This window comes from Sphingobacterium sp. CZ-2, from assembly GCF_004526235.1.
GTDB lineage: Bacteria > Bacteroidota > Bacteroidia > Sphingobacteriales > Sphingobacteriaceae > Sphingobacterium > Sphingobacterium tenebrionis.
Genome location: NZ_CP038159.1, coordinates 2,572,550 through 2,589,385, shown reverse-complemented (window position 1 = coordinate 2,589,385; position 16,836 = coordinate 2,572,550). Strand labels below are relative to the sequence as shown.

The 16,836-nt window shown below is 41.4% G+C and carries 13 protein-coding genes; 3 read left to right on the top strand and 10 right to left on the bottom strand.

The window, feature by feature from the left end:
• Positions 1-189: 189 nt before the first annotated feature.
• Positions 190-696 carry a hypothetical protein gene (locus tag E3D81_RS11460; protein WP_134777457.1) on the bottom strand — a complete coding sequence of 169 codons (507 nt, stop codon included), beginning with the start codon at positions 694-696 and terminating at the stop codon, positions 190-192.
• A gap of 178 nt (positions 697-874) precedes the next feature.
• On the opposite strand from E3D81_RS11460, the gene E3D81_RS11455 reads away from it, so the two are divergent.
• Together E3D81_RS11455 and E3D81_RS11450 are read left to right on the top strand one after the other, a co-directional pair.
• A complete protein-coding gene (locus tag E3D81_RS11455) occupies positions 875-2,635 on the top strand; it encodes an AMP-dependent synthetase/ligase (protein ID WP_134777456.1) in 1,761 nt (586 codons plus the stop codon).
• Complete coding sequence (locus tag E3D81_RS11450; protein WP_099366795.1) at positions 2,635-3,618, top strand: YihY/virulence factor BrkB family protein; 984 nt, start codon at positions 2,635-2,637, stop codon at positions 3,616-3,618. The genes E3D81_RS11455 and E3D81_RS11450 overlap by 1 nt, the downstream gene beginning before the upstream one ends.
• A gap of 255 nt (positions 3,619-3,873) precedes the next feature.
• Here E3D81_RS11450 and E3D81_RS11445 read toward each other — a convergent pair whose 3' ends face one another.
• The 9 genes from E3D81_RS11445 to E3D81_RS11405 form a co-directional block, all read right to left on the bottom strand.
• Positions 3,874-6,582: a carboxypeptidase regulatory-like domain-containing protein gene (locus tag E3D81_RS11445; protein WP_245153204.1), complete on the bottom strand. Its 2,709-nt coding sequence runs from the start codon at positions 6,580-6,582 to the stop codon at positions 3,874-3,876.
• Between the two features lie 82 nt (positions 6,583-6,664).
• Positions 6,665-8,134: a cardiolipin synthase gene (gene cls, locus E3D81_RS11440; protein ID WP_134777455.1), complete on the bottom strand. Its 1,470-nt coding sequence runs from the start codon at positions 8,132-8,134 to the stop codon at positions 6,665-6,667.
• A gap of 56 nt (positions 8,135-8,190) precedes the next feature.
• Positions 8,191-8,886, bottom strand: a complete 696-nt coding sequence (locus E3D81_RS11435; RefSeq protein ID WP_134777454.1) for a sulfite exporter TauE/SafE family protein — start codon at positions 8,884-8,886, stop codon at positions 8,191-8,193.
• 4 nt (positions 8,887-8,890) lie between these two features.
• The gene (locus E3D81_RS11430) at positions 8,891-9,316 is read right to left on the bottom strand and encodes a FixH family protein (protein ID WP_134777453.1); all 426 of its coding nucleotides are present in this window, start codon (positions 9,314-9,316) and stop codon (positions 8,891-8,893) included.
• Positions 9,317-9,321: 5 nt separating this feature from the next.
• Positions 9,322-10,719 carry a cytochrome c oxidase accessory protein CcoG gene (gene ccoG, locus E3D81_RS11425; RefSeq protein WP_134777452.1) on the bottom strand — a complete coding sequence of 466 codons (1,398 nt, stop codon included), beginning with the start codon at positions 10,717-10,719 and terminating at the stop codon, positions 9,322-9,324.
• 26 nt (positions 10,720-10,745) lie between these two features.
• Positions 10,746-11,654 (bottom strand): cbb3-type cytochrome c oxidase N-terminal domain-containing protein, encoded by a 909-nt coding sequence (locus tag E3D81_RS11420; RefSeq protein WP_099366801.1) that lies wholly within the window; start codon positions 11,652-11,654, stop codon positions 10,746-10,748.
• Between the two features lie 2 nt (positions 11,655-11,656).
• Positions 11,657-11,848 carry a hypothetical protein gene (locus E3D81_RS11415; RefSeq protein WP_099366802.1) on the bottom strand — a complete coding sequence of 64 codons (192 nt, stop codon included), beginning with the start codon at positions 11,846-11,848 and terminating at the stop codon, positions 11,657-11,659.
• 24 nt (positions 11,849-11,872) lie between these two features.
• Positions 11,873-14,020 carry a cytochrome-c oxidase, cbb3-type subunit I gene (gene ccoN / locus E3D81_RS11410; protein WP_099366803.1) on the bottom strand — a complete coding sequence of 716 codons (2,148 nt, stop codon included), beginning with the start codon at positions 14,018-14,020 and terminating at the stop codon, positions 11,873-11,875.
• Positions 14,021-14,361: 341 nt separating this feature from the next.
• Positions 14,362-14,976, bottom strand: coding sequence for a lytic transglycosylase domain-containing protein (locus tag E3D81_RS11405; protein WP_245153203.1), 615 nt, complete (start codon positions 14,974-14,976; stop codon positions 14,362-14,364).
• Positions 14,977-15,342: 366 nt separating this feature from the next.
• On the opposite strand from E3D81_RS11405, the gene E3D81_RS11400 reads away from it, so the two are divergent.
• On the top strand, positions 15,343-16,788 hold the full coding sequence (locus E3D81_RS11400; RefSeq protein ID WP_134777451.1) for a pseudouridine synthase: 1,446 nt from the start codon (positions 15,343-15,345) through the stop codon (positions 16,786-16,788).
• The last annotated feature ends 48 nt before the right edge of the window (positions 16,789-16,836 follow it).

Here is a 16,836-nt window from a genome sequence, read left to right as displayed (position 1 = left end):
TGCTGACTTCCCGCATGTCATGCTGAGCGTAGTCGAAGCATCTGTTCGTATACAACCGTACAGATCCTTCGACTACGCTCAGGATGACAAAGTCCACACATGACAAAGTCCACACATGACAAAGTCCAAAGATTGCTTCGTCGTACCTCCTCGCAATGACGCAGTTCCTCGCAATGACGCAATTAAAACCTAAAAAGTATATCTCACCGAAAATCCCAATCCATCCACAATCCTAAATCCACTTTCCTGCAAGAAATCAAAATAAGGTTTTGCATCCAACGTAATCGCGATAGGCGCTGAAGGAATCTTATATTCCAAACCTGCAATACCATCAATACTCAAAGCTAGTTCCGAATACTTATCAAATCTTTTTCCATTCGCATCAGTATACGCCTTACCAGTATAAGAACCCACACTACCACCAAATCCCCAGAACCAGGAAAGGTCATCGATCAATGGTTTATGGTATTGATACAATCCTACCAAACGGAATCTACTTGATTTAGAGTTACTTTGAACACTCATGATCCCTTCAATGGCCCTATCCGGGCTAAGGGTATATCGATAGGTAATACCAGTGGCCGATCCGAATCGCGCTCCGATAGCATGTTGTGTCGTCAATTGCGCTTGTGCAGCCGTTGAAAACCCCAAAAAAGTAATAACAGAAATAAAAGTGATTTGTAAAATTCTATTCATTATAACATCTAATTTAATTCAAAAGTAACATTAATTTTCTAACGGAAAAAACGCGCTTTTTGTATATTTTCAGTCAAAAATTTATTCTGCACGCATAGTTTTTACCTAAAAAATTATATATTAGTCTACCTATAGTATCAATAACCAATTAAGGAATTATTATTTAGGAGGAGACAACATGAGCAAATTGAATAAACTGTATGACCTGGTCATTAATTATAAGAATAAGTACAGCAAAGAAATCATGGTTGCTGGGCGCGCAGGAAGTTCTTGGAAAACCTATTCAACTGAAGAGTTTGTAGAAATAGTAGAAAGTTTAAGTAAAGGATTACTTGCAAAAGGCATCCAAAAGGGTGATCGGATAGCGATTATGTCCGGGAATCGACCCGAATGGAATTTCATCGATTTTGCCTGTAATCAAATTGGTGCTGCTACTGTCCCCCTCTATCCTACCCTTTCCAATCAAGATCTAGTTTACATTTTAAATGACGCCGAAGTAAAACTTCTTTTTGTGAGTAATGAGGAACTATCTGTGAAAGCGGATAATGCCTTAAAAGAAAACAACCTGGAATTGGAATCTTTCACCTTTGATGTTATCCAAGGAAGAAAATCCTATAAAGAGGTGGTTGAACTGGGTAAGCAACAGAATACAGACCTGACCCCTTATCGGGAGGCTGTAGGATTGGATGATCTATTAACGCTCATTTACACCTCTGGTACCACTGGAAAGCCGAAAGGGGTATTTCTATCCCATAAAAACATCATCAGCAATGTAGAAGCCTGTAATCACCTAGTAACAGATGAATATAAAAAAGCGTTAAGCTTTCTTCCTTTATGCCATATCTTCGAAAGAATGGTGGTGTACATGTATTTTTCAAAAGGTGTTCAGATCTATTATGCCGAAAACTTGGACAATATCGTTGTGGACATCAATGAGGTAAAACCTGATCTATTCACTACAGTGCCAAGGGTACTGGAAAAAGTATACGACAAGGTGGTGGAGAAAGGAAAGAACTTAACCGGAATCAAAAAATCTTTGTTCTTCTGGGCATTGAACTTGGGTCTTCGCTATCAAGAGCCGCAGAAAAACTCTTCCTTCTATAATTTCCAATTGGGTATAGCGCGAAAGTTGATCTTCAGTAAATGGAAGGAAGCATTAGGTGGAAACATCAAATTGATCATCTCAGGTGGTGCCGCGCTTCAGGAAAGGTTGGCACGCGTATTCTGGGCAGCTGGAATCAAAGTATTGGAAGGTTATGGTTTGACCGAGACTTCGCCAGTGATTGCCGTAAATTCCTGGAAAGATGAAGATGTAAAATTTGGAACAGTAGGCCGTGTGTTGAAAAACCTGGAAGTGAAGATCGCCCAGGATGGCGAAATCCTGGTGAAAGGTCCAAGTATTACCATCGGCTATTATAAAAACGATGAGGCCACCAAAGAAGCCATCGACGAAGAAGGATTCTTCCATACCGGCGATATCGGTGAGCTGACTCCGGATGGGTTTTTACGGATTACCGATCGCAAAAAAGAAATGTTCAAGACTGCGGGTGGAAAATATGTGGCCCCTCAGGTCATTGAAAATAAATTGATGGAATCCACGCTTATTGCACAGGTGATGGTGGTTGGAGAGAATCAGCGATTCCCTTCGGCATTGATCGTTCCGGCATTTGAGGAATTGGAGAAATACTGTAAACATAAAGGCATTCCTTATAATTCCAAAGAGGAAGCAATCAAGCAGCCTGAAGTATTATCGAAATATGAACAGATAATATCCCAATCAATGGCTAACTTTGGAAAGTGGGAACAGGTAAAAAAATTCATTTTACTGTCTAAAGAATGGACGATCGATGGTGGTGAGCTAACACCAAAATTGAGTCTTAAGCGTAAAGTGATCACCAAACGTAACGAAGAAAACATCAAGCAAATCTACTCGGAATAATGTTAAACACGATCTGGACCAAGATCAAGGAATTTTGGGGTTTATTAATGAATGCAGGAAATGCGTTCGCAGAAGACAATTGTATGAAAATGAGCGCATCCTTGGCTTATTATACGGTTTTTTCCATAGGTCCCCTCCTCCTTATCCTCACTTGGACTTTAGGATTTTTTTACGGCAGCGCATTGGATGGAAGTGAAGGCGCGCGCGAACAGGTATTGCAGGAACTGAATGATATTTTCGGTAAAGAAATCGCTACCCTACTCGAATCTACCGTACATAATCTTTCTTTGGATAGCAAGTCCAATATTGGGATCATCATCGGTACAGCAACCTTGATGTTTACTTCCACCACTATTTTCGTGGATATCCAAAACTCCATCAATAATATCTGGAAGGTGAAGCCGAAACCTAAAAAAGGATGGCTGAAGATTATTATCAATAGGTTGATCTCCTTTTCCATGATCATCGGTCTGGTGTTTTTATTGATGGCCTCCCTGATTATTTCTTCGGTTATAGGAATTATGACGGATTATTTTAATCAGTTTATGGGGAATTGGGATATTGCGTTGATTGATTGGGTGAATACGGGAATTACCTTTCTGGTGATCACCTCTCTTTTTGGGATCATCTATGCTTTCCTTCCGGATGCGAAGGTTAGGTTTAAGGATATTTTGGGTGGAGCTTTATTTACGGCTCTCCTATTTATGTTAGGAAAGTTCTTGATCTCGTTGTACCTTTCGAAGAATGTGACTGCAAGCTCATTTGGAGCCGCTGGATCCATTATTATCCTCTTGGCGTGGGTTTATTACTCAGCAGCGATTCTCTATTTTGGCGCAGAGTTTACGAAGGAGTATGCAGTGAAATATGGTAAAGGAATACAGCCTTCTTCCTTTGCTGTTTTGGTTAAGCAGACTGAGTTGGAAATCGACCCAGAGACTGGAAAACGGGAAGTTGTTAAGAAACATAATGAGCCGGTGCAGTAAAGGGCTGCTGCTATAATAACCTATCTCGTCATTGCGAGGTTACTCGTCATTGCAACCATACTCGTCATTGCGAGGAACGAAGCAATCTTTCGATATGTCATCGTAGTCGAACCATCTGTTCGTACAAAAACGTACAGATCCTTCGACGCAGCTCAGGATGACAAAGTTCAAAGATTGCTTCGTCGTACCTCCTCGCAATGACGCAGAACCCTCGCAATGACGCTAATCCCCCGCCATGACCAGACTTAACAATTCCTACTTCACATCATAATAATAAACCTGTCTACCCACATTGCCTCCCAGATCATTACCTTCAACCACCACCTTATACTTCCCAACACCATCGGCATTATAAAACTCCAGATTTACCTCTCCATTCTTAACCACATTCACATCCGGATTCCAATACACCGTAGTCCGATAATCGCTAGTGGCTTTACTTTCCGCAGTACTATATTTCGGAACATAGAATTTCCTGGTCTTCACATAACCCAAAGGATTAAAATCGATCACATTTGATTTCGGCAACATCGCCTCAATCTGTGCCATCGTCATCCGAGGTTGTTTCTTTTCTTTTTTGGTGATAATAGATACCACCCCATCATTCTGGTAAACATTCCTTACAGTCCCCAGATCATCTCTCAAAAAGATCTCAATCCCTTCAATATCCGGAATCTGAATGGAATTCAAGGAGTTTTCATCGATCGGCATACCATTCAAAAAGAATTGAACCGGCACCCTGCTCCCCTGATTATAATTTCTTGTAATATAATATTTCAAGGTATTGGAATCATAGGTAATCCCTGTTAATATTGTATTCAAACACATGGTCAATACATTACAGCCATTCAATCGACTACCATCGATACGGTGTTCCGGCATCGAAAGCCCAGAGAGCGCCGAGAAATCCTTACTCGTCTGTTTGCTTTCAACTTTTTGGGTCACCACAACCTCCTCGATCAACGTGGAAGTCCGGAATTCCTTTTTGCTATTGTCCAGGTAAGCCGAAAGATTCTCATCGATATTGTAGATCGCGGCACTTTTATAAGCATTCGTATCATCAATCCTCGGAAACTCCGTAGGGTCCATATTGATCACCAAACTTCTATAATTAGGATTACTTCTTGCATTTACCGTAGCCTTCAACGAATCATTGAACACCAACTTATCAAATATAAAACGACCTTGTGGATCCGTATAAGCATCACGCTTGATCGCAGCACCAGGTATGGTCAACAACAATCCGGCATTGTTCTGCAACTTCCCAGTATTATCTCTTAAAGTTCCCGAAATCACGATACCTTCCTCTGGCATATAACGCACAGTTGGCAGTTTTCCTTGGATCAGGTCCTTATAATCAAATCTTCGGAAACCCTGGGTCATCATCAAGGCATCCAGTGCCTCCAATCGATTCTCGTTCTTAGGATTGAAATAATAATTCGGTTTCTCCACATAGCCCTTTAGATCCGAATTCACGAGCATATTACTTACAATGCCCCTTTCTTCATCATCATTAAAAGGAACCTTTGTTTCATCAATGACCGAAACAGAATAAGTGGCAGGGATACTATCCAAGTAATTATTCAGGTTCAGTTTTAGTTTTACCAAGTCTTTCTTCGCATAGCTTGGTTTATCCGTGGAAATTTTGATGTCTATTAATTGCTGAGGCTGAACATAGACCAATCGTTCCGATAGCGGTTGTCCATCCGGAGAGATTAAGGTCAATTGAACGATTCCATTCGGCAATTCACTCAAAGGAACTTTAATGGAAACTGCAGAATTTTTGATGGATACCTGTGCGGCATAGATCAAATGTCCATTCAATTGTCCAAAAATATAATATGGTTTCCCTTCTATCTGCTTGAAATAAGTTTCATTGGTCACCAAACCAATATTTATAGACTCTGCATCCTGGGAAACATAGATCACATTGAGTTTATTTTCAACCACAGCTGGCAGGTCAAATGTCTTTTCGGTTCCATTTTCGAAACTTACGACAGCCTTATAGGTTTCTCCTGGCTGGGGAACCATGGAAAATGAACCCATACCCATTCCCAAATCAGCAAAAGTAGCTACTTCTTTCTTTTTACTATCAATAATCTTACCCTTTACCTTCGCTCCTTTACCAGAAGACTCTACCGCTTTAAAGGCTACTTTTTTGCTTAGGCCGGCAATCAGGTCACCACCTTCCGGAAAAAACTGAACATCCGCATCCCAAAGGGCATTTGCCAAAGGATAATTCCCAACCAAGGTCTCTCCATCCTCCAACTTCACGACAATCCTTCCTTTTTTGAATTTCTCCCTTTCTTTATTGGATAGGTTCAAGACCACACGTCCCATCTCATCCGTCTCTGCTTTTCCTTTATCAAAAGCATCCCAACCATCATTGGCTTCCCAGGTCAATTTTCTTTTAGCCAACAATTTCCCATCTTTCGACCGGAACTGCATAGTCGTTTTTGTGCGACTTCCATCTGGCGCGAAACTCACTTGAGCACCCAATTTCTTATTGATGGCATCACCTACGGTTACAACCTTATTGAAATAATAATCCAGGTCAAAATTCATCATCCATTTGGTGTAAGCACGAAACCTATAATTATCCTGCGCATAGAACTGGGGATCCAGCACCAACTGACCAAATCCACCTCCATTTTTCAATGGGATACGCATGGTTTGGATCAAGGAATCTCGCCCGTTGATCACTTCCACATAAGCCACTTTACTGGAGGCATAATTAAAAAGATTGGTATTCAGATAGGTTTTGAACCAAAGGGTGTCCCCCACGGCATAATAAGGTTTATCAAAATGGAGATGCACCTTTTCTACAGGATATACAGAAAAATACTTTTGAACGTTTTCTACCGCTGTATTAATAGGGATTGCAGGTTTTACTTGAGCATTTACCTGTGACAGGCTGGCAATAAAAGCAATAAGAGCGAATAATATTCGGTTAAGTCTACTCATCTAAAATTCGTTTTCAAAAAGCTAAATATATCGATTTTTTGGGGAAGACGGATGGCTGTTAAGGATTTTTAACAGCTTTTCCCTAGAGTAGGGGCGCAAAAAGACGACATAAGGAATCGATGCCCCGTTTCCATGCCTTTCTTTTCTTCCAATCTCTAGCGGTGATCAATACAGAATTTGATTTATCAATGGCAAACTGTTCCTCCATCTCTTTGCAGAATTCTTTATTGGAGATCACGGCAGCTACCTCATAATTGATATAGAAACTTCGGAAATCGAGATTGACCGTTCCAACATATGCGATCTTACCATCGATGATGGCCGTCTTGGCATGCAAAAATCCTTTGCTATAAAAATAAACCTTGACTCCTCGTTCCAATAATGGTTTGATGAAGGAGTAACAGGCATGCTGTACAATCCAGGAGTCACCCATCTCCGGAATCATCAGCTCTACCTCTACCCCAGCTGCGGCGGCCGTTTTAAGGGCAGTTGCCAGTTCTTCCGTCGGAATATAATAAGGTGTGCAGAGTTGGATTCGCTCACTTGCCTCCCCAATACTGATCAGCAATGCTTCCATGTTGAATGGCCCGATAGATCCAGGATCACTCGATGCCAATGCAACAGCACTTAATTCTTCGGATACCGTAGCGGTATCCTTGAAATAGCCATCTTCCAAGTTGAAGGATTCCCCTTCAGTCTGGTTCCAGGAATTCCAGAAACTGATCTGGAACATAGCTGCAGCATTTCCTTTTATCCTTACAGAGGTATCCCGCCAATAGAGTCCAAATTCATTCGGGTTGATATAACGATCGGAAATATTGATACCTCCAATATAGGCCGTATACCCATCTATCACCGCGATTTTCCGGTGGTTCCGGTAATTACTGTTCGCCAGGGAAGTAAAAGTAACAGGCAGGAAAGGTTGAAATTCAATCTTGGAATCTTTCTTTTTCCGCATGTACCGCACCAGTTTCGGCGAACCAAAACTATCCACGATCAGTCGGACCTTTACCCCTTCGGCAGCCTTTTTCTCCAGAAGATCCAATACCTGCATCCCGATATTATCCACATCGAAAATATAATATTCCATATGAATGGAATGCTTAGCCTCTTCCAATGATTGAAGGAACAGCGGGAATTTCTGCTCTCCGTTGACCAATAATTTCACTTCATTGTTCAAAGTCGGAGTCGAGAGCTTTTCGTTTTTCAAATAAGAAAAGACCCGGGACAGATCACCTATTTTATCATGAATATTCCGGATCGACCAAAGCATCAATGGTTCCAAACGCTGGAACTCTTTTTTGAGGCGTAGGGTCTGTTCCTGGTTGATCCGCTTCATTTTCTTTACCTTGGAAAACTTCTGTCCAAAAAGGTAATACAGGATCAAGCCCACAAAGGGAATAAACACAATCACCATCACCCAAGAAATAGTCTTAGTGGGATTGCGATTTTCGATCAGAATGGTAATGGTTACACCTATATAAACGATCAGCATAGGGATCCATCCCCATTGCTCCAAAAATAATATAGCGGTGTCTAAATGTTCCTTCATATTGGTCTATGAAAGACAAGATACTAAAGAAAATGTTTAGGAAGAAAACAGATTTTTTACATGACGCAATTCAGTGCACCATCCACATGCAATAACGGACTTAGATAAGGGATATCCAAGTTGGCACCACGAAGGATAAACCACATCCCCATCAGTAGAAAAAGCACAGGCAGTACGGAACTAAATCCCTTCTTAAAAATTCGTCTTGGGAAATTACCGGCAAAGGAAAATAGTAAAAGAAGCGGCAAAGTACCTAAGCCGAACAGGATCATAAACAAAAAACTATTGAGCATGGAATCGGCATTCACGGCGGATGCCAAGGCCATATAGACCATCCCACAGGGCAGTACCCCATTTAGTACACCTGCAACAAAACTCCCACCGGGACGATACAACCATTTGCCCATGAATTTGGCAAAAGGCTGAATGGCTTTTGTTTGGAAAGCCGCCAATTGACTCGATGATTTTCCGAACATATAAAACAGACCAATACTGAACAAGATCAGACCAGTCACCAAACTAAAGACCTGTTGCCATCCTTGAACAGCTGCCACATTCCCGATCAGCCCCAAGAACAAACCCAGTAGCCCATAGGTAAGTATTCGACCAAATTGGTACAGAAGCTTGTTGAAGGTAGTTTTCCAGGAAACCTGTTGCCCAGCCTGAACAGCCAACAATAATGGCCCGCACATGACGGCACAATGGATACTACCAAGCAGCCCCATAAAAAACGCTAGATAGTGATAGGTCATCTTGTTACTGTATAAAAAGTGCCTGGTCAGAAAGGTAATCCAGGTCACCATTCTTCCAATCGATCTCTACATTCCAATTCCCTTTCTCAAAACTCGACAAAGGCAATTTGAACTGGTTGGTCTGGGTAGCAAAAGGAAGGGTTTTATCAAGCTTCCCATTATCCGGTCGCTTGAAATTTAAATTACCTTTATTTCCTACAGCCACAAATGTGATGGTCAATGTATCCTTCGTCACCTGCATGTTAGGCTTCGCCTCGTGATTCAGCAGGTTTTCTTTTTTATGATAGGTATCATCATAATTTAATCCCTTTTCATAATAATCAGGATCTACCAACGAATCGGAATCATTACTGACCATATACACACCGGCGCCAACTATGAAAAGCATAAAGGCCCCTAATCCAAAAACTATTTTATAACCCCAGTTCATTTTATTTATTTTTTAGGTGGAGCAATAAAGGTGGTTTCCATTTGGTCTATCACCTTATCTCCTGCTTTAATATCCACTTTAATATCAGATTTATACGTCTTGATATCTTTCTGATCCCTGATCAGGAAAAGACTTAATTTTGCGCTTCCTTCTTTCGCCAAATGCGAAATAGGATTCACGATCTGGATCCTTACACCAGGATCAGGACTTACCAGCTCGAAATCAATATCCTTACTCGTCTTGTTCAATACTTCTAAGGTATACAGGTTAGATACTGTTCCATCGTCCTTTAATTGATAGGTACTACCCTTTGCGCGCAGAAGCCTACCATCCACATCCGAACGGCTGAAAATCATAAACCCGAAGATACCCATTAATACCAGCAAAATCAATGTATAAACCCAAGTACGGGTGTTTTTCTTTTTGCTTTCTGCTATGCTTTCCTTTCCTTCGGCTTGTGCCAGGGTATAAAATCCGATCAACCTTCTAGGTTTATCGATCTTATCCATTACAGCATCACAGACATCGATACATGCCGTACAGGAAACACATTCCAATTGAGGGCCTTTGCGGATGTCAATCCCCGTAGGACAAACATGTACACACAAATGGCAATCAATACAATCGCCTTTCGGGGTATCATCCCCTTTTTTGATTTTTCCTCTGGGTTCTCCCCTTGCCGTATTGTAGGCAACAGTTACCGAATTATCATCCAATAATACACCCTGTAATCTTCCATAAGGACAAATCCGGGTACAGACGATTTCCCTAACAAAGGCAAACACAAAGTAAAAGACCAAGGTAAAGACAAGGATGGATAGGAACCCAACGATATGTTGATCGATAGGATCGGTTGCTATTTTGAGTAAAGCATCTGCGCCGATGATGTAGGCGAGAAACAGATTGGAAATGGCAAAGGATATCAGCAGAAAGATACTGTGTTTGAGCACTTTCTTCCAGGCTTTCGCATCGGTATCCGGACCTTCATTCAATTTCTTTTGTTGTGTCCAGTCTCCTTCGATAAGGTATTCAACCCGTCGGAAGATCAGTTCCATAAAAATGGTCTGCGGACAAGTCCAACCACACCAGACTCGGCCATACACCGCGGTGAACAGCACGATGCACACCATCACGATGAGCATTCCAAAAAGGAAGATATGGAAATCCTGTGGATAGAATAGGTTCCCAAATATGGAGAATTTCCTTTCTACGATGTTGAACATCAAGAAAGGATTTCCATTTATTTTAATGATGGGTCCTAAGAAAAAGAATAGTAGTAAGCCATAACCGACCACCTGTCGATAGTTATAGAGCTTACCGCCAGGCTTTTTGGCGTAGATCCATTGTCTTTTCGATTTTTCAGGTTGATTTGGTTTTCCGGCTTCACTTACTACTATTCCCATGATATTATTGATACAAATTTGTTTGATTAATTTGCAGTGGCTGTGCTATCAGTCGCTGCTGCTTCTGAGGAAGCAGACCCTCCTTCACTTTCATACTTCACCACCTCAGGACCTTCTGCTCCTTTTGGATTGGCAGGTTTGGTATCCCTTAAAGTTATGATGTAATTACTTACCTCTGCAATCTGTGCTGGGGTCAATGTTTGTTCCCAAGGCACCATTCCCTTATCAGGCACACCGTATTTTACGGTCTTAAAGATGTCCTTGATCTCCCCACCGTGGATCCAGAAACGGTCGGCTAAGTTAGGACCGATTCCGCCTTCACCCGCTCCACCATGACAGGCTACACAGTTGGTGGCAAAGATCGCTTTACCATTGGCTGCCAACATCCCTGTTTCATCGATGGTGATGGAATTCTCATCAAAAAGATTGGCTGATTGCGCAAGGAACGCCTGTTTCTCGGTTTCTGCTTTTGCCATTTCCTGCTCATACTCCTGATCCTGGTTCAAACCGATACCAAAGACTTGGTAGATCAATAGATAGACCACCGCGAATAAACAGGTGGAATAGAACAAGGCGTTGAACCATACCGGGATGGGATTGTTCAATTCTTGGATACCATCGTATTCATGATCGATAACCAATTCTTTTTCTTGCTCCATAGGTTTTAGCCCCATGAAATAGTTCCACGCGCCACGCCAGTAATTCTTGCGTGCTGCCTTTCTCTCCGCTGCTAAACGAGTTTCCTCTTTTACCACCTCCGGCATAGTCACCTTTAGCATGGAACGTAAGGCACGATTGATGGCAATGGCCGCTATCAAAACAGCTAACAACACCAGGAACACAACCAAGTAAAAGATATCGTTGTACATATTCCCGGTCCCCAATGTCATATCAGTTGAGGGTGCCGCGTCTGCCAATAATACTATAAAATTCATAATTATTTCGATTCAGGTAAGTTCTTCAATTCATTTTCAGACTCCTCAAACGGTAGTTCTTTCATGTAATCAACAAAGCTCTTTTTCATCCGGATCAACATGATCGAAACCGCAATGAAGAATGTTAAGAAGATCAACAAGGAGATTATCATATAAATCTCGTCCCCATGTAAGTCAGTAATTTGCTTCCACATAGCTTTTAATTTTTTAGATAGTCATTAATTAGAACCATTTGATGCTGCTGCTTCCTCTTTTTTCGCTGGAGCAGCTTTAATATCCGTACCTAAACGTTGTAGGTAAGCGATCATGGCTACAATTTCCTTCGTAGGTTCTACTTGAACCTGGTTGGCCGCAAGGTCTTTCGTAATGGCTGCTGCCTGTGCCTGCGCATGTTCAACAGCGTTGATCACCTCGTCATCACTATACGGAACACCTAGATTTCTCATGGCTTTCATTTTCGCAGTTAAGTATTTATAACTGATCTCCTGATCGATCAACCATGGGTATGGAGGCATGATACTTCCCGGTGATGTGATGGTCGGATCCAACATATGGTCATAATGCCATTTATGTGGATACTTGCCACCGATACGGTGTAAATCTGGTCCTGTACGTTTCGATCCCCAAAGGAATGGCATATCGTAAATGAACTCCCCTGCTTTGGAATACTCGCCGTAACGAGCGGTCTCCGAACGGAATGGGCGGATAGTTTGTGAGTGACAGTTAACACATCCCTCACGGATATACAGATCCCTTCCGGTCAATTCCAGGGCGGTATAAGGTTTAACCGATTCGATCTTCGGAATATTACTGCTGACCGTAAAAGTTGGGATCATCTCTACCAAACCACCAATCAAGATAGCGATCAAGGATAGCACCATGAATAAAAGCGGCTTACGCTCTAAACGACGGTGTTGTGCTCTTTCTGTAACCACTACTGGTTCTAGAGCTGGTGCTTCAGCAGGCTCATCAGCCAATAGCGATCCTGTTTTAATGGTTTTCACCAAGTTGTAGGTCATCAGGATTACTCCAGATAAGTACAATAAACCACCTACCGCACGCATCATGTGCATTGGAAGAATCTCTAAGGTTGTTGCCAAGAAGTTAGGATATTTCAATACACCTTCTGGTGTAAAGTCCTTCCACATCAAACCTTGTACAACAGCTGCCCAATACATCGGGATAGCGTAGAAAAGAATACCTAATGTACCGATCCAGAAGTGGGTATTCGCCAATTTCTTAGAATATAGTTGAGTTCTATAGATTCTAGGGATCAACCAATATAAAATGGCGAAGGTCATGAATCCGTTCCAACCTAGAGCACCTACGTGAACGTGGGCAACGATCCAGTCGGTAAAGTGCGCAATCGCATTTACTTGTTTTAGGGATAGCATCGGCCCTTCAAAAGTAGCCATACCATAACAGGTCAATGCGACTACCATGAATTTTAAGGTAGGTTCTGTACGAACTTTATCCCATGCTCCACGAAGGGTCAATAGACCATTGATCATACCTCCCCAACTTGGGGCGATCAACATGATCGAGAAGACCACACCTAAAGATTGTACCCAGCTCGGTAGCGAGGTATACAACAAGTGGTGAGGACCTGCCCAGATATAGATAAAGATTAACGACCAAAAGTGAAGGATACTTAATTTATAAGAATAAACAGGACGGTTAGCCATCTTAGGTAAGAAATAGTACATCATCCCTAAGAATGGGGTAGTCAAGAAGAATGCAACCGCATTGTGGCCATACCACCACTGCACCAAGGCATCCTGAACACCTGCATAAACGTAATAACTCTTCCACATCGAAATTGGCAACTGTACAGAGTTAACAATATGCAGTACAGCAACGGTTACAAACGTGGCAATGTAGAACCAAACGGCTACATACATATGACGTTCTCTACGTTTAATAATCGTACCGAACATGTTAACACCAAAAACCACCCAGATAATGGTAATGGCTAAATCGATCGGCCATTCCATTTCCGCATATTCATGCGAAGTGGTCAGACCTAGAGGAAGGGTAATTGCGGAGGCTACAATGATTAATTGCCATCCCCAGAAATGGATTTTACTTAGCATATCGCTAAACATCCTAGCTTTTAGCACCCGTTGCATGGAGTAATAAGCTCCCATGAAGATTGCATTTCCCACAAACGCAAAAATCACAGCATTGGTGTGCAATGGTCTAATCCGACCAAATGTTGTAAACTGCAACCCGAAGTTGACTTCCGGCCATACCAGCTGACATGCAGCGATTAGGCCGACCGTCATACCGATGATTCCCCAGATTACAGTCGCGATTCCAAAATCTCTGACAATCTTGTTGTCATAATTAAATTGCTCTACCTGCATTATTCTTTATATTAAGTTAACTTGTTCAAAAGTAGCAGTATCACGATGACATTCTAATGATAATAGGAAGCAAGAAATAATGATATGAATCACTTTTTTAAGTTATGCGCTCAGATTGGCCATAGGCAGGTTATTTTTCCGTTTTCATTGGTTAGATGTGCTACGCAATCACTAATAAATTTAATAAACACTTTTTAAATTTACCAACATGACAGAAGATTTTCGTGACATTTCTATGACAGGGTAAAATTTGTTTACTTTTCAGAAAGGAATAAATAGAAAAAGGAAACCTTTTGGGTTTCCTTGCATATATAATAAATAAGATTGTTCTTCTTGAGGGCTTATCCTTTTTCCAAAACCGTCTTCATGGAGATGATTTTGTAGACATAAGCGGCTGTTTCGGCATTTAATTTTAGGTCGTAATAGTTGTCCTTACGTTGTCTTTTTAAAGAACCGCGAAGGCTTCCACCGCCCACGTTGTAGGCTGCAGCTACAAGGGTCCAGTCACCAAACTCACTATAAAGTGATTTCAGGTACCGTGCTGCTGCATGGGTAGATTTGGTTAGGTCTAAACGATCATCCACTTTGCCGTTGACACGTAATCCATAAAGCCTTGCAGTAGCTGGCATGAATTGCCAATAACCACCTGCGCCTTTATGCGATGTAGTTCCAGGATTCAGACTACTTTCAACTACCGCAATGTATTTGAAATCGTCGGGAATACCATAGCTTTTGAGGATTTTGGCGATCCGAGGTAGGAGTTGGTCCGCCTTGCGATGAATCTGATGCGATGATCGCTCTAAATAAGAAAACTTGCGCAGGTACTTGTCCAATTTACGCTTAACGCTTTCTTGTTCCAATGGAATCTCTTCATTCGCGAATGAGATGCTCGAATAAAAATCATCCTTTTCATTCTTTTTCAATTCAGCCAACGTTGTTGCTACATTGGTTTTCATTGAATGGTTTAACGCCTTTCTAAAAGGGTCCGAAACCATGTCTGGCTGTGGGTTTGAGTACAGTTTTGACAACAACATTACAGTCAAAAGTGCACTACAACATAATACTCTTTTTTTTATCATTCAATCCCTTACTGCTATCCTATCCACGCGTAAAATACCGATCAAAAGACAGCTTGGTGAAAATCAAGCTCCAAAGGTAAGACATATTTTGTTATCTACCAAATAGTTATGAGTTTTAACAGTTTTTAACCGTTTAAAGAGGCGCTAACACACCTTATAAGGGACATTGAAACATTTACAAATAAAAAAGAGTAAAATCAATTAATATAGCTATCTTTGTAGCTCAATTTTTTTTTGAAAATTATGCCATTTAGTAGCAACAGGAACAGTCGAGACGACAAGTCCAGAAAAAACAGAAGCAACTCAGAAAGCTTCGGAGACCGTAAAAGATCCGATAAAGGTTCTTTTAACGCAAAAAGAGATTCCAACCGTAATTCATCCGACAATTTCCGTAACAACGATAGAGACCAAAAATTTGGCCGCTCCGATAACCGTGATGGAGGATTCAAGAAATTCGATCGTTCGGAAGGAGGATTTAAGAAATTTGATAAATCTGAAGGTGGATTTAAAAAGTTTGATAAATCAGAAGGTAGAGATTCAGGTTTCAAGAAATTCGACCGCGATAAGAAATTTGATCGTTCCGAAGGTAGAGATCGCTCAGAAGGAGGATTCAAGAAGTTTGATAAATCTGAAGGAGGATTCAAGAAATTTGATCGTTCGGAAGGAAGAGAATCAGGTTTCAAGAAATTCGACCGTGATAAGAAATTTGATCGTTCCGAAGGAAGAGACCGTTCGGAAGGAGGATTCAAGAAATTTGATCGTTCCGAAGGAAGAGATTCAGGTTTCAAGAAATTCGACCGGGATAAGAAATTCGACCGTTCAGAAGGAAGAGATCGTTCTGAAGGTGGGTATAAGAAATTTGACAGAGACAGTAAATTTTCTGGAAAGCGCGAAGATCGTGGCGACAGAAAAACAACTTATAGAACAAGAAAACCTGCGCAAGAGCGTTCATTCGCTGAGCCTGAAGATGATGGCTTGATCCGTTTGAACCGTTATATTGCCAATTCAGGTATTTGTTCACGCCGTAAAGCGGATGAATTGATCGAAGCCGGTGTAATTTCTGTGAACGGTGTTGCCGTAACGGAATTAGGTACCAAGGTAGATCCTGCAAAAGACGAAATCAGATACAATGATGAGCGTTTGAAGCGTGAGAAAATGGTCTATGTGTTATTGAATAAACCAAAGGACTATATTACCACCACGGATGATCCTCAGGAGCGCAAAACAGTGATGCAATTGGTATCCAAAGCGACCAAGGAAAGAATCTATCCGGTTGGGCGTTTGGATAGAAATACCACAGGATTGCTGTTGTTGACCAATGACGGAAACCTGGCGGAAAAATTATCCCACCCAAGAAATAACATCAGCAAGATCTACAATGTGGAGTTGGATAAGAGCCTTACACAAGGTGATTTCAATAAGATCCAATTCGGTGTGGAACTGGAAGATGGTTTTGTGAAACCTGATGATCTGAGTTATGTAATGGGTGCTTCCAAACGTGAAGTAGGCATTCAGATCCACTCTGGTAAAAACCGTATCGTTCGTCGTATATTCGAATCTTTAGGTTATGATGTGGTTAAATTGGACCGTGTGGTCTATGCGAACCTGACCAAAAAAGATCTTCCTCGCGGACGTTGGAGATACTTGGATGATAAAGAAATCATACAGTTGAAACACTTAATGAAATAATAGAAGAAGGCACGTAAGTGCCTTTTTTTATTGTATAATCTGGAATTG